14 protein-coding genes are annotated in these 24,921 nt (G+C 52.1%); 6 read left to right on the top strand and 8 right to left on the bottom strand.

Going from position 1 to position 24,921, the window contains the following annotated elements; translation table 11 throughout:
* Nucleotides 1–18: 18 nt before the first annotated feature.
* Together LQ945_RS12365 and LQ945_RS12370 are read right to left on the bottom strand one after the other, a co-directional pair.
* On the bottom strand, nucleotides 19–1,818 hold the full coding sequence (locus tag LQ945_RS12365) for a non-ribosomal peptide synthetase (protein WP_270100880.1): 1,800 nt from the start codon (nucleotides 1,816–1,818) through the stop codon (nucleotides 19–21).
* Between the two features lie 58 nt (nucleotides 1,819–1,876).
* Nucleotides 1,877–4,972: an AMP-binding protein gene (locus LQ945_RS12370; RefSeq protein WP_270100881.1), complete on the bottom strand. Its 3,096-nt coding sequence runs from the start codon at nucleotides 4,970–4,972 to the stop codon at nucleotides 1,877–1,879.
* Nucleotides 4,973–6,075: 1,103 nt separating this feature from the next.
* Between LQ945_RS12370 and LQ945_RS12375 the strand changes: the two genes are divergently transcribed.
* On the top strand, nucleotides 6,076–6,570 hold the full coding sequence (locus LQ945_RS12375) for a molybdopterin-dependent oxidoreductase (RefSeq protein WP_182825673.1): 495 nt from the start codon (nucleotides 6,076–6,078) through the stop codon (nucleotides 6,568–6,570).
* Nucleotides 6,567–8,351, top strand: coding sequence for a hybrid sensor histidine kinase/response regulator (locus LQ945_RS12380; RefSeq protein ID WP_269935988.1), 1,785 nt, complete (start codon nucleotides 6,567–6,569; stop codon nucleotides 8,349–8,351). The genes LQ945_RS12375 and LQ945_RS12380 overlap by 4 nt, the downstream gene beginning before the upstream one ends.
* Here LQ945_RS12380 and LQ945_RS12385 read toward each other — a convergent pair.
* From LQ945_RS12385 to LQ945_RS12400, 4 genes are all read right to left on the bottom strand, one after another.
* On the bottom strand, nucleotides 8,341–9,192 hold the full coding sequence (locus LQ945_RS12385) for a helix-turn-helix domain-containing protein (RefSeq protein WP_044554851.1): 852 nt from the start codon (nucleotides 9,190–9,192) through the stop codon (nucleotides 8,341–8,343). The genes LQ945_RS12380 and LQ945_RS12385 overlap by 11 nt on opposite strands.
* Before the next feature lie 455 nt (nucleotides 9,193–9,647).
* Nucleotides 9,648–12,752: an autotransporter outer membrane beta-barrel domain-containing protein gene (locus LQ945_RS12390; RefSeq protein ID WP_270100882.1), complete on the bottom strand. Its 3,105-nt coding sequence runs from the start codon at nucleotides 12,750–12,752 to the stop codon at nucleotides 9,648–9,650.
* A gap of 69 nt (nucleotides 12,753–12,821) precedes the next feature.
* Nucleotides 12,822–15,836, bottom strand: coding sequence for an autotransporter outer membrane beta-barrel domain-containing protein (locus LQ945_RS12395; protein WP_420136189.1), 3,015 nt, complete (start codon nucleotides 15,834–15,836; stop codon nucleotides 12,822–12,824).
* Between the two features lie 493 nt (nucleotides 15,837–16,329).
* Nucleotides 16,330–16,953 (bottom strand): TetR/AcrR family transcriptional regulator, encoded by a 624-nt coding sequence (locus LQ945_RS12400; protein WP_044548806.1) that lies wholly within the window; start codon nucleotides 16,951–16,953, stop codon nucleotides 16,330–16,332.
* A gap of 337 nt (nucleotides 16,954–17,290) precedes the next feature.
* On the opposite strand from LQ945_RS12400, the gene LQ945_RS12405 reads away from it, so the two are divergent.
* Both LQ945_RS12405 and LQ945_RS12410 read left to right on the top strand, forming a co-directional pair.
* Nucleotides 17,291–18,508: a Tm-1-like ATP-binding domain-containing protein gene (locus LQ945_RS12405; protein WP_270100884.1), complete on the top strand. Its 1,218-nt coding sequence runs from the start codon at nucleotides 17,291–17,293 to the stop codon at nucleotides 18,506–18,508.
* A gap of 11 nt (nucleotides 18,509–18,519) precedes the next feature.
* The gene (locus LQ945_RS12410) at nucleotides 18,520–19,353 is read left to right on the top strand and encodes a phosphoenolpyruvate hydrolase family protein (protein WP_044548803.1); all 834 of its coding nucleotides are present in this window, start codon (nucleotides 18,520–18,522) and stop codon (nucleotides 19,351–19,353) included.
* Between the two features lie 124 nt (nucleotides 19,354–19,477).
* Here LQ945_RS12410 and spy read toward each other — a convergent pair whose 3' ends face one another.
* A complete protein-coding gene (spy, locus tag LQ945_RS12415; RefSeq protein WP_270100885.1) occupies nucleotides 19,478–19,975 on the bottom strand; it encodes an ATP-independent periplasmic protein-refolding chaperone Spy in 498 nt (165 codons plus the stop codon).
* A gap of 606 nt (nucleotides 19,976–20,581) precedes the next feature.
* Between spy and pdeR the strand changes: the two genes are divergently transcribed.
* Entirely contained in the window at nucleotides 20,582–22,576 is a 1,995-nt protein-coding gene (gene pdeR / locus LQ945_RS12420) for a cyclic di-GMP phosphodiesterase (RefSeq protein WP_270100886.1), read from the top strand.
* Nucleotides 22,577–22,592: 16 nt separating this feature from the next.
* Here the strand turns inward: pdeR and LQ945_RS12425 are convergent, their stop codons facing one another.
* On the bottom strand, nucleotides 22,593–23,459 hold the full coding sequence (locus LQ945_RS12425) for a crotonase/enoyl-CoA hydratase family protein (protein ID WP_020837470.1): 867 nt from the start codon (nucleotides 23,457–23,459) through the stop codon (nucleotides 22,593–22,595).
* A gap of 340 nt (nucleotides 23,460–23,799) precedes the next feature.
* Between LQ945_RS12425 and yhjD the strand changes: the two genes are divergently transcribed.
* Nucleotides 23,800–24,819, top strand: coding sequence for an inner membrane protein YhjD (yhjD, locus tag LQ945_RS12430; RefSeq protein WP_262242336.1), 1,020 nt, complete (start codon nucleotides 23,800–23,802; stop codon nucleotides 24,817–24,819).
* The last annotated feature ends 102 nt before the right edge of the window (nucleotides 24,820–24,921 follow it).

The raw sequence follows: 24,921 nt of genomic DNA on the forward strand, positions 1-24,921 counted from the left end.
TAGCGTAATTGAAATGAATTACTTCTTTTTACCTAATATTTCCGCATGCTTTTCAACAATACGTTGACTCAGCATTTGTACTGTCGGGTACTGAAATAAATCCATAATTGAAACAGGTGTAGAAAATTTATCCTTTATTTCTCTATGCACTTTTGACATCAACAACGAGTTTCCTCCAGCATCAAAAAAGTTGTCCTTGGCTGAGAGATTTTTATTATTTAAAACCGACTTCCAAACCGATATTATTTTCGCCTCTACGTCAATATTCATCTTGGCTTTAATGTCACTCATATCTTCCTCATTTTTCTGTTCATAGGAGTGGAGATTAGACTTATCTACCTTGCCATTAGGGTGAACAGGCATTTTTCTCAAGGAAATAAACCTGGACGGCAACATGAAGAAAGGCAACGATTTTGCCAGGCAGTTTTTTAGCTCTTGGATATTGACCGACTGCTGATGTCGAGGGACATAAAACGCAGTTAATATGGGAATATTCTTATCCGGCTGTATTTCAACAATAACGGCAGCATGGGATATCTGTGGCAATGCCTGCAGGTGCGTTTCAATCTCCGCCAATTCAATTCGATGTCCGCGTAATTTTATCTGGTCATCTATTCGGCCTATAAACGCCAGGACACTATCATCAAGCAACTTTACCCAATCACCGGTTCGGTACATTTTATTGCCACCCGCACCGTTAAAGGGGTTATCCACAAAACGCTCATCGGTTAATGTTTCGGCATGCAGATAACCTTTGGCCAGAATATCCCCTCCTAAATAGAGTTCACCACAGCAGCCAGTCGGAACAGGCCTAAGCTGTTCATCCAACACATAGGCACAAGCATGCGGGATCGGCCTGCCAATCGGCACCATACTTTCTCTTTCCCCAGGGCAACACGGCCAGTGACAAGCAAAAATGGTCGCTTCCGTTGGCCCATAAAGATTGTGAATCTGGCCGGAGAACTGCTGTCCCAAATCATCGACTAAACTTTGCGGCAGTGCTTCACCGCCAGAGAAGATATGCGTTAATGTGCCGCAACTTCCCACAACCCCGGCATCAACGATAATGCGTAGTGCCGTGGGAACAAATTGAGCTACGGTAACATGATGATTCTGGATAAAATTCGCCATCAGTGAGGGATCGTATTTCATTTCCTCAGCGATAAGCGCACAACTTGCACCAGCCATTAATGGCCAAAATATTTCCCAAACCGAGACGTCAAAACTGAAGCTGGATTGGTTCAATACCACATCATTCTGACGCAGATGAAACGCGGTCTGCATCCAGTCCAGGTAGCGTACGACCGTACGGTGGCTAACCATTACGCCTTTTGGAGTACCGGTGGAACCGGAGGTATACATGACATAGCAAAGATGATCGTCACTGACTTTCGGAAGCGTAAGCGTTACGGGGACGGTCAGATCCAGAGCGGTGATATCCAACCATTCGCACCGCTGAGCGTTTACATTCAATACCGCTTCCGGTGCAGTATCTGTAACGACCAGTTTCGTCTTCGCATGGCCAATCATGTATGCAAGGCGTCTTGCAGGGTAATAAGGATCCAATGGTAGATAGCAAGCACCAGCTTTTAATATTCCCAATAAGCTGATGACAAGATCTACGCCTTTATTTAAATATACACCGACAATATCACCAGGTTGGACACCTCGATTTATTAATTGAGCCGCTAAAGCATTCGTGTACTGGTCTAGTTGCCGATAAGTAAGTTTATGTTTATCACATCTTAACGCAATTGCATTTGGTGAGTTATTGCTTTGCCACTTAAATTTAGCATGAACAACATTCTCAGATGCCATGATCTGCCCCTCTAATTTTCATTAAAATATTTCGTTTCTTATTTAAAAAAAACGGAAACTATCTTGGACCAACCATTGCAGTAAGTAATTCTATGTATTTTTCTGATAATATTTCTATCTGTTCAGCACTAAAAATATTTTGGTGATAATTGAATAAAATTCGCAATCTTTCTTCATCATTGACTGATAACATCAAATCAACCCTTGCCAAAGAACTTTCAATTGCAGAGACATGAAGTTCAATATTATCAATATTCACCGATGCCGGCATAGCGGTTAAATAGTTAAAGCATACGGGAACATAGAGTTTCTCGCTCCATCCCCTTGCACGAATATCATTACTCAAAAGCTCATAAGGCACCGCTTGATTATCTAAAATTGCATACATTCTCTTACGACATCGAGCCAATAGCACATCAATATTATCGTTTGAGGAAATCGGCTCATAATAAGTTACCCGATTGACAAAACACCCCAACAACTCAGTTTCTTCATAAAGCATACGGTTAGAAACCGGGACGCCAATCGGCACATGTCGATAACGCGTGCATGAGTTCAGCAACATATTAAATGCTGTCAACATGCAAACAAAAACGGTTGTTTGGCGGTTTTTAGAAAAATTTCTAAGCCGTTGCGTCAAATCCAGGGTTAGGGTAAAGCTTCGATTTTCACCTTCCTGATCCATCTGGGGCTGGAATTGGGATGCATCGACACCGCTGTTCACGTATTCCGCAAAGGTCTTCAGCCAAAACTGCCTTTCTTGCGGATAACGCGATGGTTGAATGATTTGTTGCTGCCATTGGCGGTAGTGCTGATAGCGTTTTCCTTGGCCAAGCCTGAAGCAGCGATCGCCAGCGCGATAGGCTCGTAGATAATGAACAAATTGCCGGAAGAACGCTCCTATTGAGTCATGATCAAAAACGGTATGATGCACCTGCACCAGCAAAACATGTTGCTCCTCTCCCAAAGCCAATAATTTGATGCAAATAAGCGGCACACGTTCAAGATCCATCTCCGGCGAACCGACGGACGCCAACAACAGCTCGTCATTTATCTCACCGGTGACTATGACTCCTTGGGGACAGCTTTGCTGCAAAATTTGAAGCGCTGATGAGGAATATTCCCCTTCTCGGCAAGTAATACTATCAAGGTCAAAGCGGCTGCGCAGAACCGGATTGTCCTCCAGAATCCGTTGGGTACACCATTCGAGGGCTTCATTATTTAACGGTCCGCGCCATGTTACGCGAAATGCAATCTGATAGGCCCGGGGGTCAGGGCTAATCTGAGCCAAGGTTAAGAAGTAACGTTGCTCACTGGAAAGAGAAGCCGATTCCAGTCCAATATCCAGGGAAACAGTATCTTCATCATTAACATAGTAAGGCACAATAAATGACAGCAGATGGGGTGTGGCGTTATTAAAAAATAGGGAGTAATCGATATCACTGAATACTCTACGCCGAATCATCTGTCGGGCCTGAATGACCTGTAGCGATCCTCCCCCTAAGTCAAAGAAGTTATCATCAGCCCCAAGCTCGCGAAACTTCAGGATATCCTGAAATATTTCAATAAGTTCCTGCTCGATTTCATTAGCGGCAGGGCGGTAAGAATAGCTCAGTTTCGGCCGAGTTGGGCAAGGTAAAGGCAGGCGTTGAAGATCCAATTTCCCATTAGGTAGTTTGGGCAATGTTTCGACGATAATAAAGTGTGACGGGATCATTGCTGCCGGTAGCTTTACACGCAAAAAGCTTCTTAATTCGTTTGTCGGAATGGCCGTGTCACGGCAGACCAAATATGCGATCAACTGCGCCGGCGCATCATTACCTTCACAGTGTGCACGCACCAAGGCATGACGGATTCTGTTGTCTTCACGTAAGGCGATTTCAATCTCTTCCGGATTAATACGTACGCCATTGATTTTGATTTGACGATCAATTCGCCCCAGATAAACAATGTCACCTTGCGAATCAAACTTACCTAGATCGCCGGTACGGTGGGCACGGAAGCAGATATTCTCACTTTTATAGGTGAAAAAACGCTGCTGGGTCAGGCTATCTTGATTGATATAACCCCGAGCGATCCCTTCGCCGACAATACATATTTCACCACTGTTGCCAGGCTCAACTGGCGTCAAACTTTCATCAACAATGATGATTTTGCTACCGCGTAATGCTTTACCCAAGGTGACAGCTTGCTGTTTCTCTAACCGGGCAAAAGAGCCATTAGCCGTCGCTTCCGTAGGGCCATAGAGATTATACAACTTGGCCTCGGGGCATTGTTCAAAGGTGAGTTCTTTTAGATCAAAAGGCACTGGCTCACCTGAAAGGAATACGATTTTTGGTAAATTAAATTGGCTGCCGACGTCGCGGTGATAACGCAACAATTCGTCCCATACCGTCGGCACGCAATAAATGGCACCTTGCGGATGTTGTTGATACCAGGACAACAATGCCTCAGGCTCCTGCAAACTATCGGCGGGCAAGATATGCAACGTGTCCCCACGAAGTAAAGGGGCATAAAGTTGAGTGACCGCTGCGGCAAAGCTCAAAGTTGATGTCAGGGGCAATACCGCCTGAGTTTCGGGCCAGAGTTCTTGATTAAACCAATTCAGATAATAACTCAGGTTACAGTGTTCTATGGCTACGCCTTTTGGTACCCCGGTAGAGCCAGAGGTATACAGCACATAAGCAAGGTCCGTTTCGCAAACGGCAGGTAGACGAATAGGAACAGCCAAATCTGGATAGCAGATATCTTCCAGCGCCAGTGTTGAAGGGAATAATTTTTCAATTCCAGATTTTTCGATGATAGAACGCGTTGTTAGCAGTAAAAAAACAGAAGCATCATCGAGGATTTTAATAATCCTCTCATTCGGCTGAAAGCGAGAAAGGGGAATGTAGGTACAACCCGCCTTCAGAATTGCTAACAACACTACGGGCATCATCAAGCCGGGTTCTAAATAAACGGCAACTCTCCCCCGTGGGTTCATGGGATACGCCGATAACAAGTAGCCTGCTAATAAATTGGATTGATGTTCTAATTGGCCATAACTCAAGGTGTTACCGCAGAAAGTAACGGCAATCTTATCCGGCCAATGGGCTGACCATGCTGAAATAGTTTCAAAAATAGGTTTTCTGCAATTCATGGCGATTCCTTCCATATTTCTTCAACTAAATCTCCACACAAATATGGGGAAATTCAGGTGGACACCCTATGTCTATTTTTTACTCAATATGATCCCCTGACCAAAAAAATTAGCCAAAAAGTATTATTAGATTTTTTAATAATTAATTCGTCGTTGCGACGTACGGTGAAGCACACGAGACCGTTTAGCCCAGTAGTATTTATCACACACTGGTAAAAACTCGATTAACCTTGCATGTTAAATAATATGGTGATTAAAAAGCGCTCTTTGACGCGATAGATATTAACGGTTAGCAATTAGTTAACAATGGTAATCCTATAGGTATAATTCTCAAAGATAAAAATGATTCCAAGTGTAAATCATCATACTTTCCACAAACACAAAAACGATCTATAAATGAACAAGTTGAATTTATCATAATGTTTTTGTTGATAAATAATTAAATTAAATTTAAGAAATTATTTGTTACATATAGATATTTTGAGTTAGTTTATCTTGTCTTAACTAAGTAGTAACTTAAACGAAATTAAACAAGTTGGCATCTATGTCGTTATCGCGAAAATATTTTTATAAATAGAAATCTGTGACTTAGTTTACATTTTATAAAATTCACAATAAATTATACCTTTTGTAAATATTACAAACATAAAGATTACAATTCAAGCATTCGCAGATTGATCATAAAATAACCGCACTCGTAAGTTAAACCCTTATTCAACTGAAATAATATAATTTTATATTCCGACACTACTATTTGACACATTAACGCTGCGGGAATACGTAAGGTGCTTACCATCGACATGTTTGCAGATACGTATCTGTTGCTAATGAACTTTTCCGTAGGCGGCCCAAGCTTCCTGCCATAGGCTTCGATAACAGTAATAGCAGGCTAACGTTTCTCTTGACCCCAAACACAGGGCCCTGAACTTTAGTATGGCTATACGGATAGCATCTAAAATCCTGGGTAGCCTCCCGTCTTTACAGGGAACGTCCATCGACCACGCCTCTTTTCACCCCCCTTACCTTTTCCTTCGACACAAACCTTCATTTTCTGCCATTATTTTGCCTGATCGAATAGGCGGAGCTCATGCAAGCATCCGCGACTCTGGAGAACATTGATGCTGTTCAATCTGTTTAAAAACACCCTGTGGGCATTTTTTGCGCTGGCAATTCTTCAATCCAGCGCGCTAAGTTTTACCCTGGAAGTCGCGGGAAACATCGAAAACACCACCGACCCGGTAAAGAAAAGCTATCTGTTTACCGATAAACAACTGTTGGCCATGCCGGTGCGCAGCATCACCACCTCTACCTCGTGGACGCCGCAAAGAAAGTTCGAAGGGATTGGCGTGGCGGACATTCTGGCGCGAGTCGGCGCCAAAGGCAGCACGCTGACATTTTATGCGCTGAACGATTATTACATCGACGTGCCGCTGTCCGATGTCGAAAAATACAACATGATTTTGGCTTACAAAATGGACGGCGTCATGCTGAAGATCAGAAACTTCGGCCCGCTGTTTTTGGTTTACCCGAGGGATGCCGCCGGGCCTGAGTTAAATTCGCCGCTCTACAACTCGCGCTTCATCTGGCAAGTGGACAGGATCGTAATTAAATGAAGCTCACAGGGTTTAAAAGCGGCAGCAGGCTGGCGATCCCGGCTATCTTCGCCGCACTGTTTCTGGTTGCCTCTACGGTGACGCTGTATTACTACAGCGCGACCCTGTCGAAAAAAGGGTTGTATGCTATCGCCGGCACGCAGGAAAACTACTCCTGGTCGATCGCCAAATTCTCGATCAAGCTGGCCGAGTTTGACACGCTGGTCGAACAGCTGAAAAACGCACCGCAGGTGGATAGCGAAGATCTTCGGCTCAGGTTTGAAATCCTTTATTCGCGTTTTTACGTGCTGGAAACGGTCTCCGAATCCACCCAGCCGCTGTATGCCGAACCGGGTTATCCCGAAGTGGTCACGCACATGCGCGAGAAAATGGATCAGATTGATCGTTTGCTGAACGACCCGAAAATTGATTTCTCTCTGATTTCGCAGGCGATGAAGCAAATCAAGCCCTATGCGATTGAGATGGCCAACCTGACCGATCATGCCGAAGTGAAGCAGCGCACCGCCGCCTACGAAGACTATATCGAGAAACGCCACATCATTTTCTATGGTCTGGTGATCGTGATGTTTTCAGTGATCGCGCTGATCGCCATCACGCTGATTGTGCTGCGTCAGCAGCGCCTGACCATCCGGCAGCAGGCCAAGGCCATTGAGGCGGAAAAAGCCACCCGCACCAAAAATGCCTTTCTGGGCGCCATCGGCCACGAGCTACGGACCTCGCTACAGAGCATCATGTCCGCCATTGATGTGCTGGTGAATACCAAGGTGTCGGCCGAGCACGCGGACACCTTCCAACGGCTGGAAACCGCCGCACAGCAAATTGAAAGTCAGATGAAAGACCTGACCGATTATGCCCATCTCGACAGCGGTATGATGGAACTGCGCATCGCCCCCTTCGACGCCCAGCAGCTGGTCGAGGAAACGGCGAATGAAATCAAAACGCTGCGCCAGAAAGATCGGGTCACTTTGCTGTGTGAAGTGGAATGCGGCCACCTGCAGATACATTCCGATCCGCTGCGCATCCGCCAAATTATCGTCAACCTGCTGACCAATGCGTTCAAATACACCGAAAGCGGGACCATCACCCTGCACAGCTGTTTGCGCAGCCAGGCTACCGGCAGTTCGCTGATTATTGAGGTTACCGATACCGGTATTGGCATTGAAAAAGGAATGCTGGATCAGATATTCCGGCCTTTCACCCAGCTTGATCAGTCGCATACCCGGCAATATGGCGGCGTCGGCATGGGGTTGGCGATTGTGCACGGGCTGGTGACGCTGCTCAACGGCACCATTACCGTCTACAGCGAGCTCAAAAAAGGCAGCACCTTTATCGTCAGCATTCCGGTCGAAGTCAGTAACGAGGAGGAGTTGGGCGAAATGCCGCTCCACCCGCATGGTTTGCCGCAGAAGCAGCAGCATATTTTGGTCGTCGATGACAATAAATCGGTGAGTGACGCCTTCTCGGCGCTGCTGGACAAGCTCGGCTATCAGCATGAGCTGTGCAATTCGTCTGAAAGAGCGCTGCAAAAACTGCTGCGGCGTCCTTACGACGCGTTGCTGTTGGATCTGCAAATGCCGGGAATCGATGGGGCCGCACTGGCTAAAAAACTGCGTGACCAACGTGGGCCCAATCGGCATATCCCGATTATCGGCATCAGTGCCTACACCCCTGAGCAACTGTCTGTCGAACAGCGGGCGCTGTTCGACAACTATTTAATGAAGCCGGTTCGGCTGGACGCCTTGTCATCCGCACTGGCTTCACGGCTCGCCGCTAAAGGTTGAAGCACCGCAGCAGTGCGGCTTCGATGACGTGGAGCCGCACGGGTTTTTCATAAGGGCCCAGCACATCATAGTCACGCATCGCCCTGGCGATTTCAGACTCGCGCTGGTCGGTCCCCAACTGACCGGTCAGCACCAAAACCGGCGCATCCGGGTTATCCGAAGCACGGATGGTTTCAATACAGCGATCTGCCGTTTCCTGACCGATCAACCAGTCGACCACGTAACCATCGAACAGGCTTTGCTGCAGTGCCTGACAAAAGCTGCTGACGTCGTAGAACGCCACGGCATGGAAACCGCGCCCGTTTAGGTATTTGGTCAACTCATCGGCCGCCAGGTGCGAATCGTCGAGCACCGCAATGCTCAAACGTTCGTCTTCGACGGCGGCAGGGCGAACCTCTATCAGTTCGACGCAATAACGTTGCCCCTGCGGCGCATCATCCGCGCGATAAATGCCCCATTGCCCAGCCTGCTGCAATGCGACATATTCCGCTGTACGCCCGCCAATCAGCTCATGGCCGATATAACCGACGCAGGCTAATTCCACCCCGCCCACGTAAAAGATGGCATCACGTGCAATAGTTTGCGCGGAGACGTCATGTTCAGCACCGGTATCTACGATCGCAGCCGGCGTTTCCCCTAATGCCGCCGCGACGTCGTTAATCTGCTCCAGAGTCCAGGGGCTTTGCCCTTTCAGCTTGCGATGCGCATGCGAAAAGCTCAGATCCAGAATACGGCTGAGCTCCTTGGCATGCTGCCGCTTACCAATCCCATAATGGACAAACAGTTCCCTGACCCGGTTTGCAATCGACTGTGAATCGAATTTCTGATGATTGTTATCCATTTTTTCCTTCGATTTTTTTTGCTGTTTTTTCAGTCGTTTTCATACTTGCCGTGCAAAAAAGCGATCGAAAACTGGTATATGGTACAATGTATTATCTAAACATTGCTTGACATACCACATTATATAGTCAAACATGGTATCAGAAGAGACACACAGCAACACCACAATAAAAATATAACAATAGTGAAATCGCATCACCAATAATCACAATAACACCAGGGAAAGCTCATTTTCGGTTGTCGTACTGAGAGAATGTATGCAACAGGCCTTCACCGAAACTTGAGCCGTAGCGCTAATCTGTTTTACCCGCATTTGAACCGAGATCCGCAAGGGTCTCGGTTTTTTCTTGCCTTATTTTTGCCGCAGCCCAAGCGGGTTCCGCTGTTACCTGCCGAAAAAAATAGGGCCAGCAAGCTGACCCTAAGGTTTAAATTCCGAAAGTGAAATGCGTTAGATCAGAACTTCCAGGTAAAACCGGCGTTGACGCTGTTGTCCTGGTAGTTTTGCGACAGCAGCCCGCCATAGCCCAGCGACAGCGTGGCGTTCTTGTTCACCGCCACTTCCGCACTGGCTTTCAGCACCGCACCGTCACGCGACGCCGACACGCTGTTCACCACGAACGGTGAGCTGCCGCCGTTGAACTTCAGCCCGGTTCCGCGATCCAGATCGCCGTACTGATGCTGCCAACCCAGCTCGCTGCGCAGCGCCACCGCGGTGGTTTTGCTCGCCTGCCACTCGGTGTCTGCACGCAGCCCCAACGTCGAGACCGTCGCGTCTGTGTGTTGCTTGTCACCGTGCAGCGCCGCCGCTCCGCCATCTTCCGAGATGCCGTTGTTCTGGAAGTTGATGTACGCCAGGTTGGCGAACGGCTCCAGATTCACCCAGGCCGCTTTTATGCTGTACCCCGCTTCGGCGAACACCTGCTCGGTGCGCGCGCTGTACTTCGCGGTTTCGCGATCCGACTGCATGCCGTAGTTAACCGAACGTGAGGTATCGAAGCGGTGCCAGGTGTAACCCCCACCGGCACGCAGCGCCAGTTCACCGAACTGTTTGCCGCCGTACACCGCCAGGTGGTAGTTGTCGCTGTCAGCATTCGAGCCATAGCCGCCGTCCAGCGAGGTGCGGGTATAACCGGTCGCGACCCCTAACCGCCATTCATTCGCCAGCGCCGAGTCCAGCCCCACCAGCACGCCGTAGGTCGATGCCTGATAGCCTGTGGCGTTGGCATCACCTGACGCGTGGTCCCAGGCCCCCAGCAGCTGTGCCCAGGCGCCACCGTCGTCGTCAGCCTTGATGTCCGGCGAGGTCGCCAGCCCTTCCGCCTGACGCAAACGGCCGTTAAGCGCGTCGCGCAGGTAGCGGCTGTCGTTCACCTGTGCCGAGGCGATATCCGCGTGGATCTGCCCCGACAGCTGGCGGAACGCCTGCCGCGCTTCCCCCGCCGAACCGGCGTTAAGGATGCTCTCAAACACCGGGTTGCCCGCCGCCAGCGCATCTGCCGCCGCCGCTACCGCACGCTCGTTCTGCGTTGCCGCCACGCTGACAAAACTGGTGTCATTACGGCCGACGTTGAGCGTCACCTGATTCGGCTGGTAGGTCAGCCCGGTGCCGAGGAACAAGTAGTTTGGCGCCACAGAATCAAATTGCCCGCTGATGCCCTGCTGGGCGGTCAGAATGTTGTACTGCTGGCCCAGCAGGCTGCGAACCTCACTTTGCGACAGCAGGTTGCCACTATTTTCCAGCGATACGGTCACCTCACCGCCGCCGATCGCAGCCGATCCGTTACTTTGGATCCGATCGCTTTGGCCGTTTGCTGCCACTTCCACCGCGTAACGGGAGCCCGATTCAAAGCTGACGTTGCGGGTCACGTTCAGCGTGCCGATCGAGTTGCCCGGTGCCACGGTGCCGCCGCTGCGCGCGGTCAGCGACCCTAACGTACCGGTCCCCCCCAGTACGCCGGCGTTTTGTACCGTCACGTCCGAAGTCACCGAGCCATTCACCGCCAGCAGGCCTTGATTGACCCACGTCGGGCCGGAGTAGGTATTGTTGCCGGTCAGTACTAATGCGCCCTGGCCCTCCTTGGTCAGGCCGCCATGGCCGTTGATATCATTGGAATACACTTCAAGCGAGCAGTGGTAGTCATCGCAAACTCTGGCGTGCAGTGTGCCCTGATCGATGATCGCCCCCTCACCGGGAATGTTGGCGATAAACTGCGATGATCCATAAGCCACGCCCGTCGGGTCCGGAATACGAAACTCCTCGGGGATATCATCGACGGTATAGAACATGCCCGGGCCGTTAATCGCCTTGCCCAGATTAATCATCCCCCAGCCATACAATGCATCGATGCCCGGAGCCCCCATATCGGTAGCGGTCGTTTTCAGCACATCGGCAATTTGTGCCGACGTCATGTACGGGAAACGCTGTAGCAATACGGCGACTGCGCCGGTCACGTGCGGCGTCGCCATTGAGGTACCGTTTTTGTTGCCATAGTCGGAGACCAACTGGTTCGGATCTGAACCGTTGGCTACGGTGCTGTAGATTTTACTGCCCGGCGAGGAAACGCAGAAGCTGGCGGTGTAGCCGCAGCGCGAAGAGAAGCTGCTGATGGTGTAAGGCACGCTGTTGGTGGAGGCAGCATCCTGCGCGACGCTGGCAACCGACAGCCAGTTAGGCGCAATATCCGGCACAAAATAGGCCAGGCCGCTGATCACATCCGGTTGGTTGTAGTTGCCGTCATTACCGGCGGCGAACAGCACCAGAATATTTTTACGTGCCGCATCGATAGCGCCCTGATAACCCGCCCCCGCCAGGCTGCCCAGCAAAGGTTTCACCTGATCAAACTGTTCCTGCGCGTCCTTTAGCTCGAAATGCAGCGCATCGGGTTTCTTGCCGTTATCCGAGAGAAAATCCGGAATGCTGACGCCCCAACTGTTGTTGATCACCCGCACGCCGTTGTTGATCATCGCCTGCCAGCCCGCGTTGGTCACGCTGCCATCCAGCCCGAGGAACTCACCGTAGGCCGGGCCGTCATTGTCGTTATCGACGCTGATGATTTGCGAATCGAAGGCCACACCGTGCATACCAGTACCGTCACGGTTGGCCCCGCTGATACCGGCTACGTGGACACCGTGGTTGCTTAGCAGGCCTTGTGAACCGCTGTAAAAATGGAAAGTGCCGTCAAAGTAAAAGCGATCGCCGGCCTTAATCCCCTCTCGATGCGGGTCGGTATAGGCGCGATAGCCTTCGGTGACAACGTTAGTCAGCTTGCCGTCACCGGCAAATTCCGGATGCTGGTTCACCGGGGTATCGAAGATCCCCACCTTTTGCCCTTTGCCGGTATAACCCGCCGCGTAGGCCTCATCGGCGTGAATGGCCCCCAACCCCCAGTTGGTATTGAATTCGTTACTGCGCCAGCTGGCCGGATCGCCGGCCTTGCCACCTTCCGTATAATGCGCAGCAGCCTGCGCCCCCCCGGCAGCCAACAACGCGCATAACAGGGCGTTCAGTTTCCATGTCGGCGCCAATGCCGGTTTATTATTTCCTGCAGATTGCTTCATTCCCTTATCCCTTTTTGTTTTTGGTAAAACCGCCCCAGACGGGACGGTTGTTCCGTTTGTTTTTTAAGATCAGAAATGCCAGGTAAAACCGGCGTTAACGCTGTTGTCCTGGTAGTTTTGCGACAGCAGCCCGCCATAGCCCAGCGACAGCGTGGCGTTCTTGTTCACCGCCACTTCCGCACTGGCTTTCAGCACCGCACCGTCACGCGACGCCGACACGCTGTTCACCACGAACGGTGAACTGCCGCCGTTGAACTTCAGCCCGGTTCCGCGATCCAGATCGCCGTACTGATGCTGCCATCCCAGCTCGCTGCGCAGCGCCACCGCGGTGGTTTTGCTCGCCTGCCACTCGGTGTCTGCACGCAGCCCCAACGTCGAGACCGTCGCGTCTGTGTGTTGCTTGTCACCGTGCAGCGCCGCCGCTCCGCCATCTTCCGAGATGCCGTTGTTCTGGAAGTTGATGTACGCCAGGTTGGCGAACGGCTCCAGATTCACCCAGGCCGCTTTTATGCTGTACCCCGCTTCGGCGAACACCTGCTCGGTGCGCGCGCTGTACTTCGCGGTTTCGCGATCCGACTGCATGCCGTAGTTAACCGAACGTGAGGTATCGAAGCGGTGCCAGGTGTAACCCCCACCGGCACGCAGCGCCAGTTCACCGAACTGTTTGCCGCCGTACACCGCCAGGTGGTAGTTGTCGCTGTCAGCATTCGAGCCATAGCCGCCGTCCAGCGAGGTGCGGGTATAACCGGTCGCGACCCCTAACCGCCATTCATTCGCCAGCGCCGAGTCCAGCCCCACCAGCACGCCGTAGGTCGATGCCTGATAGCCTGTGGCGTTGGCATCGCCCGACGCGTGGTCCCAGGCCCCCAGCAGCTGTGCCCAGGCGCCACCGTCGTCGTCAGCCTTGATGTCCGGCGAGGTCGCCAGCCCTTCCGCCTGACGCAGGCGGCCGTTCAGCGCGTCGCGCAGGTAGCGGCTGTCGTTCACCTGTGCCGAGGCGATATCCGCGTGGATCTGCCCCGACAGCTGGCGGAACGCCTGCCGCGCTTCCCCCGCCGAACCGGCGTTGAGGATGCTCTCAAACACCGGGTTGCCCGCCGCCAGCGCATCTGCCGCCGCCGCTACCGCACGCTCGTTCTGCGTTGCCGCCACGCTGGCAAAACTGGTGTCATTACGGCCGACGTTGAGCGTCACCTGATTCGGCTGGTAGGTCAGCCCGGTACCGAGGAACAGGTAGTTTGGCGCCACAGAATCAAACTGCCCGCTGATGCCCTGCTGGGCGGTCAGAATGTTGTACTGCTGGCCCAGCAGGCTGCGAACCTCACTTTGCGACAGCAGGTTGCCACTGTTTTCCAGCGATACGGTCACCTCACCGCCGCCGATCGTTGCCGATCCGCTGCTTTGGATCCGATCGCTTTGGCCGTTTGCTGCCACTTCCACCGCGTAACGGGAACCTGGTTCGAAGCTGACGTTACGGGTCACGTTCAGCGTGCCGATCGAGTTGCCCGGTGCCACGGTGCCGCCGCTGCGCGCGGTCAGCGACCCTAACGTACCGGAACCGCCCAGTAGGCCGGCGTTTTGTACCGTCACGTCCGAAGTCACCGAGCCATTCACCGCCAGCAGGCCTTGATTGACCAGCGTTGGCCCTGCGTAGCTGTTATTGCCGGTCAGCACCAGTGTGCCGATGCCCTGTTTGGTCAGGCCGCCATGGCCGGAAATATCGTTGCTCCAGACGTCCAGCCCACAATGAATATCGTCACAGACGCGCTCGGTAGGTTTGCCTTTGTCCAACACGGCACCGATACCTGGCAGATTCACCACAAATTGCTCCGGACCGTAGGCACCGCTGACGCGGAACTCCTCCGGGATATCCTGTTCGGTGACAAACATGCCCGGACCGTGGATCGCTTTGCCCAGATCGATCATTCCCCAGCCGTAAAGCGCATCGATGCCCGGCGCGCCCATATCGACGGTGGTGGTCTTCAGTACCGAAGCCACCTGCGCCCCTGTCATGTAAGGGAAGCGCTCCATCAACACCGCAATGCTGCCAGCCACGTGCGGTGCCGCCATTGAGGTCCCGCTGTATTTGGCATAGCCGGTGGTCAGGTTATCAACGCTGTTGCCTTCGATAATCGAGCTGTACACCCGGGAACCCGGTGCCGCAACGCAGAAGCTGGCGGTATAACCACAGCGAGAGGAGAAGCTGCTGATGCTGTAATCACCAGTGTTGTTCGGATCCTGCAGGCTGGCGACCGACAGCCAATTAGGGGCGATTTCCGGCACGAAATAGGCCAGACCGGCCATCGCGTCCGGGTTATTCAGGTTGTCATCGTTACCGGCGGCAAAGATGGTGACAATGCCGCTACGCGCCGCATCGATCGCCCCCTGATAAGCACCACCGGCTTTAGTACCGAGTATCTGTTTGATTTGGTCGAACTGTTTCTGCGCATCGGCGAGCGTGAAGTGGGGATAGGCCGGATCATTACCGCCCTGCTCGAATTTCTTGGTAATGCCAATACCCCAGCTGTTGTTGATAATGCGCGCGCCACTGGCGATCAATGCATTCCAACCCGCCTGATATACCGCGCCGTCGTTGCCGAGAATGATGCCGTCTTCCGGCCCCGGGTCACCGTTTTCGGCGCTGATGATTTGGGCGTTAAATGCCACCCCGTGCATCTCGCCGCCGTCGCGGTTACCGGCGGCGATACCGCCTACGTGGGTCCCATGCGAGCCGAGGGTGCCGTCGGAATCCACGCTTGGCGTGCCGTCATAGCGAAATACATCGCCCTTCTTCACCGGAATATAGGGATCGGTATATTCGCGAATGCCTGTCGTGACCAGATTGATCACTTTGTACTGACTGCCGAACTCCGGGTGTTTGGCATATACCGGCTGATCGAAAATACCGAGCTTAACGCCTTTTCCGGTATAACCGGCAGCGTAGGCCTGATCGGCGTGGATGGCCCCCAGCCCCCATTCGGCATTAAATTCCTTACTGCGCCAACTGGCGGGATCGCCCGGCTTTCCGCTCTCCACATAGGGCGCGGCCTGAACCCCACCGATCGCCGCCAGGCAAAAAAGCATCGCGCTCCATTGGGCGCGGTTAACGCCAATTTCAGGCCAGCCGAAGGCCGCCTGAACAGGCTTGACTCCTCTACGTCTATTTTCCATCCCAGATACCGTCCATTGTTGTTTGCAAATGTTTTATTGATTTTTTTGTGTAACAGTTTCGTAACACCAAATAAATAAAGCACAACAATCTCAAGCGCGCCTTATGGGTCAATAAAGCGAACGCTTAACGGAGGCACGTCGTTGTTAGAAAAAAGGCAGGAAAGACATAAGGGTTTTGAATGACTAAAAACGGGTGAGAAGAATGATTCCCTCCTGGCGAGATAAAAAGCTAATCAAATGATAAATAGAAATAAATTAAATAAAAAAAGCCGACGAATTCTCTTCCGCCGGCCATTAAAAAAAAGCATAGAATGTGTTTATTATTTCTTTTAATTATAAGAATTAGCAATATTCACTCAGTGAAATATGCTGGATTACACGGAACAGACCGTTGAAAATTGGATTATCATGCTAACGGTTTTTTGCTGTTCATCGCATCTTCTTCAGCCTGCCGAATAATGGCTTTCGCCATCCATTGCGTCACATCCTGAATACCCCCGAGTTCCAGCCCCCAGATATCTTTCAGTACCAGGAAAACTTCCGACCCATAAATCAGCGAAAAAGAATGAATCACCCGCTGTAACGCCTCAGGCGGCAGTTTATCCTGCAGCGGCTCTACCGCCAGTTTCAGCAGGCGTTTGCGATTACCGCGAACGAATTTGTCCACGGGCTTAAGGGTACTGGATTGCGCTTCGGCCCACTGTTGGAGAGACAGCAGCAATGCGGCACGTAGAGCTCCCTCATGTTGTTCCATTTGAGGATAGGCAAAGCCAAGTAATTGCTGAATTCGCACTCCAGCGTCATCATCTGTCGGTTGCCATTCAAGGATGGGTCCCAAACTCTCGGCAACGACTGCCGTGATCAATGCACTCTGGGTAGGGAAGTAACGATAAGCTGTCGCACGGGAAACCTGCGCATGTTGAGCCAGTTCAGTGATTGAAGGGAAAGCGCCACCATCAAACAACGTCATCGCGCTGGCGAGTAATAGCTTACGGGTTTTGGCTCGGGTGTGGGTCAAGTTTTGGGGCATGGTTGATGACACTGAGACCTCTTTTCACCAATAAAAACTGGCCAGAACAATAGATCGGGCGAATAAAGCCCACTGTAACAAACTTGCCCAACTTTGTGCCATGCACGAAAAAGGGTAAATTTTTCGGCTCACGCTTTCTAATGAGACGTTAATCTCATTTTTTAACTTATCCCTCTTGCATAAATGATACAGCCGTCTCATTATGATGATGAATTCACCGACTACGCTCAGCAATCTTAGTCAGCACCAGGGATTAAATTTATATAACCAATTAAATTATAACAAAATTATAGTATAGCGTGGCGGCCATCCGGACCTACAATTCAGGAACAGGCTAATGAATAATAATCAAGCAATCATTTATATTGCGACGACGGCAGATACTAAAGGACGAGAACTGGCTTATGTTCGTAGCCTGATCGCCGATACCGGACTCCCCACGCTAACCGTCGATTTGTCTACCCATCACATTCCGGCTAGCTACCCTGCCGATATTTCTGCGGTGACCATCGCCAGTTACCACCCCGAAGGCGAAAACGCCGTTTTTTGCGGCGACCGTGGTAAAGCCATTGCCGCCATGGCCATTGCTTTCGAACGCTTTATGCTTTCGCGCCAGGATGTCGCAGCCTTACTTGGCCTCGGCGGCTCGGGCGGTACTGCATTGATTACACCTGCTATGCAACAGTTGCCTATCGGTTTGCCAAAGCTGATGGTGTCAACCATGGCTTCCGGCGATACCTCTGGTTATGTTGGTGCCAGTGATATCAGCATGTTGTATTCAGTCACCGACATTGCCGGACTGAACCGTATCTCTCGCACCGTCTTGGGTAATGCCGCACATCAAATTGCCGGAGCAGTTCATTTTGCGACTCAAGTTAATGCCGACAATAAACCCGCCGTTGGTCTCACCATGTTTGGTGTCACGACCCCCTGTATTCAGGCAGTAACAGCGGCAATTGAAAATGAATGGGATTGCCTGGTATTCCATGCAACCGGCAGCGGCGGGAGGGCAATGGAAAAACTCATCGACAGCCATCTGTTAAACGGCGTGTTCGATTTAACCACTACAGAAGTCTGTGACCACCTGTTTGGTGGCGTACTTGCCTGTACAGAAGATCGTTTTGGCGCCATAGCCCGTACCGGTATTCCCTGCGTCATGTCCTGCGGTGCTTTGGATATGATCAACTTCGGACATCCCGACACCATCCCCTCTCATTACGCTGACCGTCAGTTTTATAACCATAATGCACAGGTGACTCTGATGCGGACTACTCCTGAGGAAAATGCCCAAATGGGCCGCTGGATTGGTGAAAAGCTAAACGTATGCCCGGGAGAGGTTCGCTTCCTGATCCCTGAAGGCGGTGTTTCAGCTCTCGATGCCCCAGGACAGGCATTTTGGGATCCTGAGGCGCTGGCCGCTTTCGTCAATGCTCTGGAAACAACGTGGCGACGCAATGAAAAGCACCGTCTGATCAAAATCCCTTACAACATCAACGATCCCCACTTTGCCGACGCTGCCGTGCAACAGTTTAGGGAGATCTTTTATTCTTATTGATTGGAGTTAACATGGCCAAACACACCCGACAGGCGTTACTTAGCACATTCCGGGAAATGATCGCCCGACGCGAACCGATCATCGGTGGCGGTGCTGGCACCGGCCTATCTGCCAAATGTGAGGAGGCTGGCGGTATTGATCTGATCGTCATTTACAACTCGGGCCGCTATCGCATGGCGGGCCGTGGCTCCTTGGCGGGTCTGTTAGCCTACGGCAACGCAAACGAAATCGTGATGGATATGGCCAAAGAGGTATTACCCGTAGTCCAACATACCCCGGTTTTAGCTGGGGTAAACGGCACGGATCCTTTTTGCCATTTTGATAAATTTCTTGATGAGATTAAAAATACGGGCTTTGCCGGAGTGCAAAACTTTCCGACTGTCGGCCTGATTGACGGCAACTTTCGCGCAAATCTGGAAGAAACCGGAATGGGGTATGCGTTGGAAGTGGATATGATTCGTCTGGCGCATGAAAAAGACCTACTGACCACCCCCTACGTTTTTAATGCGCAGGATGCCATCGCAATGACCGAAGCTGGCGCCGATATCATAGTACCGCACATGGGACTGACGACCGGTGGCAGCATTGGCGCAGAAACAGCACTGACCCTGGCTGATTGCGTCCCACTGATTAACGATTGGGCCCAAGCGGCCAAACAAATTCGCGAAGACGTTATCGTTCTCTGTCACGGTGGCCCGATAGCCACACCTGAAGACGCCGCCTATATCATGCAGCATTGCCCGTTAGTAGACGGTTTCTACGGTGCCAGTTCAATGGAGCGATTACCTACGGAGCTCGCATTAACTGAAACTACACGTCAATTTAAAAGCATTAGCAGAAATTGATGGGAAAATAACTCACTCGCACACAACACCAGGGAAACCCGCCAGATGGCGGGAAGTGAAGTAGCAGTGAGATAAACAAAAGGGCCAGAGATTTAATCTGGCCCTTTTTATTTACCGCATGAAATTATTTCTGTTCAGTCGCCATTTTCGACTTCATGTTATTCATGTGGTCCATCATTTTCTGTTCGCGTTTCTGATAATTCTCATTGTATTGTTTTTTCTGCTCTGGGGTCAGCAGGTTGTACATTTTATTTTCAGCTTTGGCGCGCTCCAGCATATGCTCGGACTGAGTTTTGCTGATGGCGTCAATTTGGGCTTTCGCTTTGGCTTCGTCGAAGCTGTCGGAGGCGACCAGGCTATGCAAGGCTTGGCGCTCCTCTTTCATGCCCGCACCGCGTTTCTGATGCGACTCTTTCATGATGTCGCGCATTTGTTGGCGCTGCTGCTCAGTCAGGTTCAGACCGGCGAATGGCCCGCCTTTACCTTCGCCTTTGTGGTGCATCATTTTCATTGGGGTGGCATCTGTCGTCGCAGGGGCCGCTGTCGTATCGGCAGCGAAAGCCATGGAAGCAGAACCCAGAGCCAGAGTAGAAGCGACAAATAAAGCGGTCAGTTTACGCATAATCATTTCCTTAAAATTATTCTTCATCAGGAGCGCTGTACGTGAACAGGCTCATCTTTCGTCGGAGATAATAATAGGCCGATAAACATATAGTAATGCGATGGAGTGTAAATTTATTAAAGCCCAGAACAGGTTTATTCGACAATAATGAATGAATTATGGAGATGATGCGTATTATATGGAAATTTTGGTTTCCCATAGCATGAATTTCCCCCAAATTGTTCAGTCCCCCCTATGGGGTTATTCCGGTCACCAGCCCACTTTATTATAATTTAGGCTTGTCCAGCGCAACCGTCTTGCAACAAGAGGGAAGCGGGGCAGAAATCGTACGGATCTCTCGAAACCACAGGTTCTCACTTACACTTACAGCTGCGCCCGCAATCGGCGCGATCGTCAGGATCCGGCACAACGCGCCACCTTGGGCACCGGCGGCCATGCAGCGTTTACGCTGCAAAACTAATTATTGGCTATATAATAGTTTCACCCTCTGCCCGTGAAAAACGTGTTATATGATGGAGATACGTGCACTACGGCCACTACCGGGCCAGAACCTGTTGCTGCGCCCATCGCACAGTCCTGGCTGTCGTGCCCTTTTGAGGAATCATCATGTTCGCAGACCAAGGCCTTATGCTTCTTAATGCCCATTTCGGCACCAACAGCCCTTATTGGCGGTTGGCGTTTGACAGCAATGCCCTGGCGTTGTCGGCAGTTAAAGGCAAAACCCATGTGGCCGTGGCGCTCAGCGCCATGCAGGCGGCCAAGATCCGCCGTCTGAGCGGCATTACCGCCAGCCTGGATATCACCATCACGCTGGGCGGCGAGCCAATACATCTGCATCTGGTCGGGCGCAGGATCAATAATCTGGAATGGGCGGGTACCGCCTCGGCCTTTAGCGACACCCAATCGGTCGCCCGCGACCTGGTACACGGCCTGTCATTTGCAGAACAGGTGGTGTCAGAGGCCAATTCGGTGATTGTGATTGTCGACCAGCACGGCCGAATTCAGCGCTTTAACCGACTGAGCGAAGAGTACACCGGCCTGCACGAACATGATGTTATTGGCAAAAATGTCTTTCAGCTGTTTATGAGCCCGGAAGAAGCGGCGGCATCGCGGCGTAACATCGCCGGTTTTTTTCGCAACGGATCATCCTATGAGGTGGAACGTTGGATCAAAACGGTAAAAGGTGAACGGCTGTTCTTGTTTCGCAACAAGTTCGTCCACAGCGGCAGCGGTAAAAATGAAGTCTTCCTGATTTGTTCCGGCACCGACATTACCGAAGAGCGTCGCGCTCAGGAACGACTGCGGGTGCTGGCCAATACCGACATTATTACCGGCCTGCCCAATCGCAATGCCATTCAGGACAAAATCACCCAGGCAATAGCCGCACGCGACGGTAATCATGTGGGTCTGGTGTATCTCGATCTCGACAACTTTAAAAAGGTTAACGACGCCTACGGCCATATGTTCGGCGACCGTTTATTGGTGGAAGTGTCGTTGGCGGTACTTGGCTGCCTCGCGCCAGACCAAACCCTGGCTCGCCTGGGGGGCGACGAGTTTCTGGTGCTGGCCCAGCAAGCCGACCGCGAGATGCTGCAACGGCTGGCCCAGCGTATTATCGACCGCTTGAAGACCCCCTTCCGTATCGGCCTTATCGAGGTCTATACCGGCTGTTCGATCGGCATTGCGCTATGTCCTGAACATGGCAACGATCTCGACAGCCTGATACGCAGTGCCGACACCGCCATGTACGTCGCCAAAGAGCACGGCAAACGTACCTATACCGTGTTCTCGCCGGAAATGAACAAACGCGTCGCAGAATACATGTGGCTGGATACCAATCTGCGAAAGGGGTTGGAACAAGAGCAACTGGTGGTGTACTACCAGCCAAAAATCGAGGCGCTCAGTGGCAAGGTATGCAGCGTAGAAGCTTTGGTGCGTTGGGACTCGCCCGAGCGTGGCCTGATCCCACCGCTGCAGTTTATCTCTTATGCCGAAGAGTCCGGTCTGATAGGCCCACTCGGGCGCTGGGTGCTGCAAACCGCCGCCAGACAGGCCGCCCAGTGGCAACGACAGGGCTTGAATCTGCGGGTGGCAGTGAATCTTTCCGCACGGCAGTTGGTTGATGATTCCATCGTTGAAGATCTCGCTCAGGTCTTACAGAGCAATCAACTGGCCCCCTGCCTGCTCGACTTTGAGCTTACCGAAAGCAGCCTGATTGAGGATGAAAAACGTGCCCGCGAAGTGATTACGCGGCTGCGCGATCTGGGGGCGCAGGTGCATCTCGATGATTTTGGCACCGGCTACTCTTCTTTGGCCCAGTTGGCCCGCATTCCGCTGGATGCCATCAAGCTGGATAAAAGCTTCGTGCGCGGGGTGAATTGCAATCCGGTTTCACAGTCGCTGGTGCGTGCCATCGTCGCGGCGGCCGAAGCGCTAAGGTTCCGGGTGATTGCCGAAGGTGTAGAGACCGAAAGCGAGAATCAGTTTTTGGATGAAGTCGGCGTGGATGAGAAACAAGGATTTCTTTTTGCGCGGCCAATGCTCCCGGACCAGTTGGAACATTGGCTGCAATCTTATTGCCCGCATCCCTCCTCAGCCTGATGCGGGCAGGGTGATTCTAGCCTGCACGACGCAGGTTTAGCGTGTGGCGGTCCTGTAGCATAACCAGACGCTCGATATAGGCACGATCTTTCTCCTCGATGGTGAAGGCCGAATGCACCCAATCCTCGGTAATATCCATCAGTTCCGAACGCGTGAGCTGCAACACCCGCTGACGGGCTCGCAGCATGGCGCGCATTCCATTCAGTTTGGGTCGGATGGTATCGATGAAGGTGCGGGTGGCCACATAGGCATCGCCGGGCTGGAACAACTGATCGACCAGGCCACGGCTTTCAAACCATTCCGCGGTGTGCGACTCCCCCCCCCAGATCAGCTCTTCCGCCAGGCGCATGCCTGCCTTGCGTGCCACCAGCGAATATCCCCCCATGCCGGGGAACAGGTTGAACGCAATTTCCGGAAACCCCATCCGGGCGTTGTTCTGTGCCAGCACGAAATGGTGCGCCAGCGCCGCTTCGAAGCCGCCCCCCAGGGCGCTACCTTCCACCATCGCAATGCTGACCGCCCCGGTATCAAACCCGCGCGCCGCCGCATGCACGCAGTCAATACAGGCACGTGCGTAAGCCATCATCGCCTCGCGTTTGCGGTTTTTAATGGCCTCGGCAAAGAACTGCAGATCGCCGCCGACGTTGAACATATTGGGCACCAGCGATCCGGTGACCCAAAAATCAAACTGCAATGAAGACTCTTTTGCTGCCTGCGCCAGCGTCATGATGTCTTCGATTAACGCCTGATTGAAGCAAGGGCGTGGTTCTGCACGTAGCAGCATCCACATAATGTGCCGCTCTTCCTCATAGTAGGCGGATATCTGGGTCAAATTGCCCGCTTCGGTAAACGGACGACAGGTGGGATGATTAAGTAATTTCATATGACCTTCCATTTTCTCTCGTGTTAACAGTTGAAACCGTTCCAGCCCCTACGGCTGCAGTTGCGCTGCGGCTGGTAAACCGCCGCGCCACATCATGAGTAAACGCTTTCTTGGTGATGAAACAGATAAAAATTGAAGGTCGGAGAATGAAAAAAACCGCGCTGGAACGCGGCTGACATAAGAATTTTACCTATCGGCATGCGGCAACATTTCACCGGGGGAGTGAACGCGCTAAGCTCACAAATTAGCCGGTTACCGGCCCCGGCGGCCAAAACGGCGAGCCTTTTGGCTATAATCAACATTGAGACAGCCTATTTATCGTTAAGGATATCGTGACGTAATGCCTACAGGATCAGATAAAGACCCCCGTCAGCCCAACAGTGAAGCGCCACAAAAACCGCTGATCGACATCAAGACCGGCCACCAGACCCTTGACCGGCGTATTTCCGGATTTTCACGTCTGGTCGAACGCATCAAGGCCTGGCCAAGCATCGCTCACCTGCTGCGCGCCACCGAGCGCTTTAACGATCGCCTGGGCAGCCAATTCGGCGCTGCCATCACCTATTTCTCGTTTCTTTCGCTGATCCCGATTCTGATGGTGTCGTTTGCCGCCGTCGGTTTTGTGTTGGCATCCAACCCGGACCTGCTGACCGGGCTGATCAATAAAATCGTCGGCAGCATCAGCGATCCGACCCTGGCCAGCACGCTGAAAAACACCGTCAATACCGCCATTCAGCAACGCACCACCGTGGGGCTGACCGGGCTGGCGCTGGCGCTGTATTCGGGGATCAGTTGGATGGGCAATCTGCGTGAGGCGATCCGTGCGCAGTCGCGTGACGTCTGGGAGCGCAATCCGCAGGATCAGGAAAAAATCTATTTCAAATACACCCGCGATTTTATCTCGCTGACCGGTCTGGTGGTGGCGCTGATTATCACCCTGACGTTGACCTCCATTGCCGGTTCGGCGCAGGCGGCGATCGTGCAGGCGCTGGGCCTGGAAGGCATCGAGTGGCTGCGACCGGCCATGACGCTGATTGCGCTGTCGATCTCCATCTTTGCCAACTACCTGCTGTTTTTGTGGATCTTCTGGATGCTGCCACGGCATAAGCCAAAGAAAAAGGCGTTGCTGCGGGGCACGCTGCTTGCCGCTATCGGTTTCGAAGTGATTAAGTTTGTGATGACCATGACGCTGCCGCAGGTGGCTAAATCCCCTTCCGGTGCCGCCTTTGGTTCGGTGATTGGGCTGATGGCGTTTTTCTATTTCTTCGCCCGCCTGACGCTGTTTTGCGCCGCCTGGATCGCCACCGCCCAGTATAAAGAGGATAAAACCCTGCCAACCTCAGAACAATCCGCGCCCTAAATCAACGCAATCATACCGGCCACTTTCTGATGGCCGGTTTTTTATTCTTCATTTAAACCACAAGCCCAGTACATAAAACCAAAAATAAGCTATCACGCCTGC

Origin of the sequence: Serratia liquefaciens, from assembly GCF_027594825.1 — a bacterium.
GTDB classification, from domain to species: domain Bacteria; phylum Pseudomonadota; class Gammaproteobacteria; order Enterobacterales; family Enterobacteriaceae; genus Serratia; species Serratia liquefaciens_A.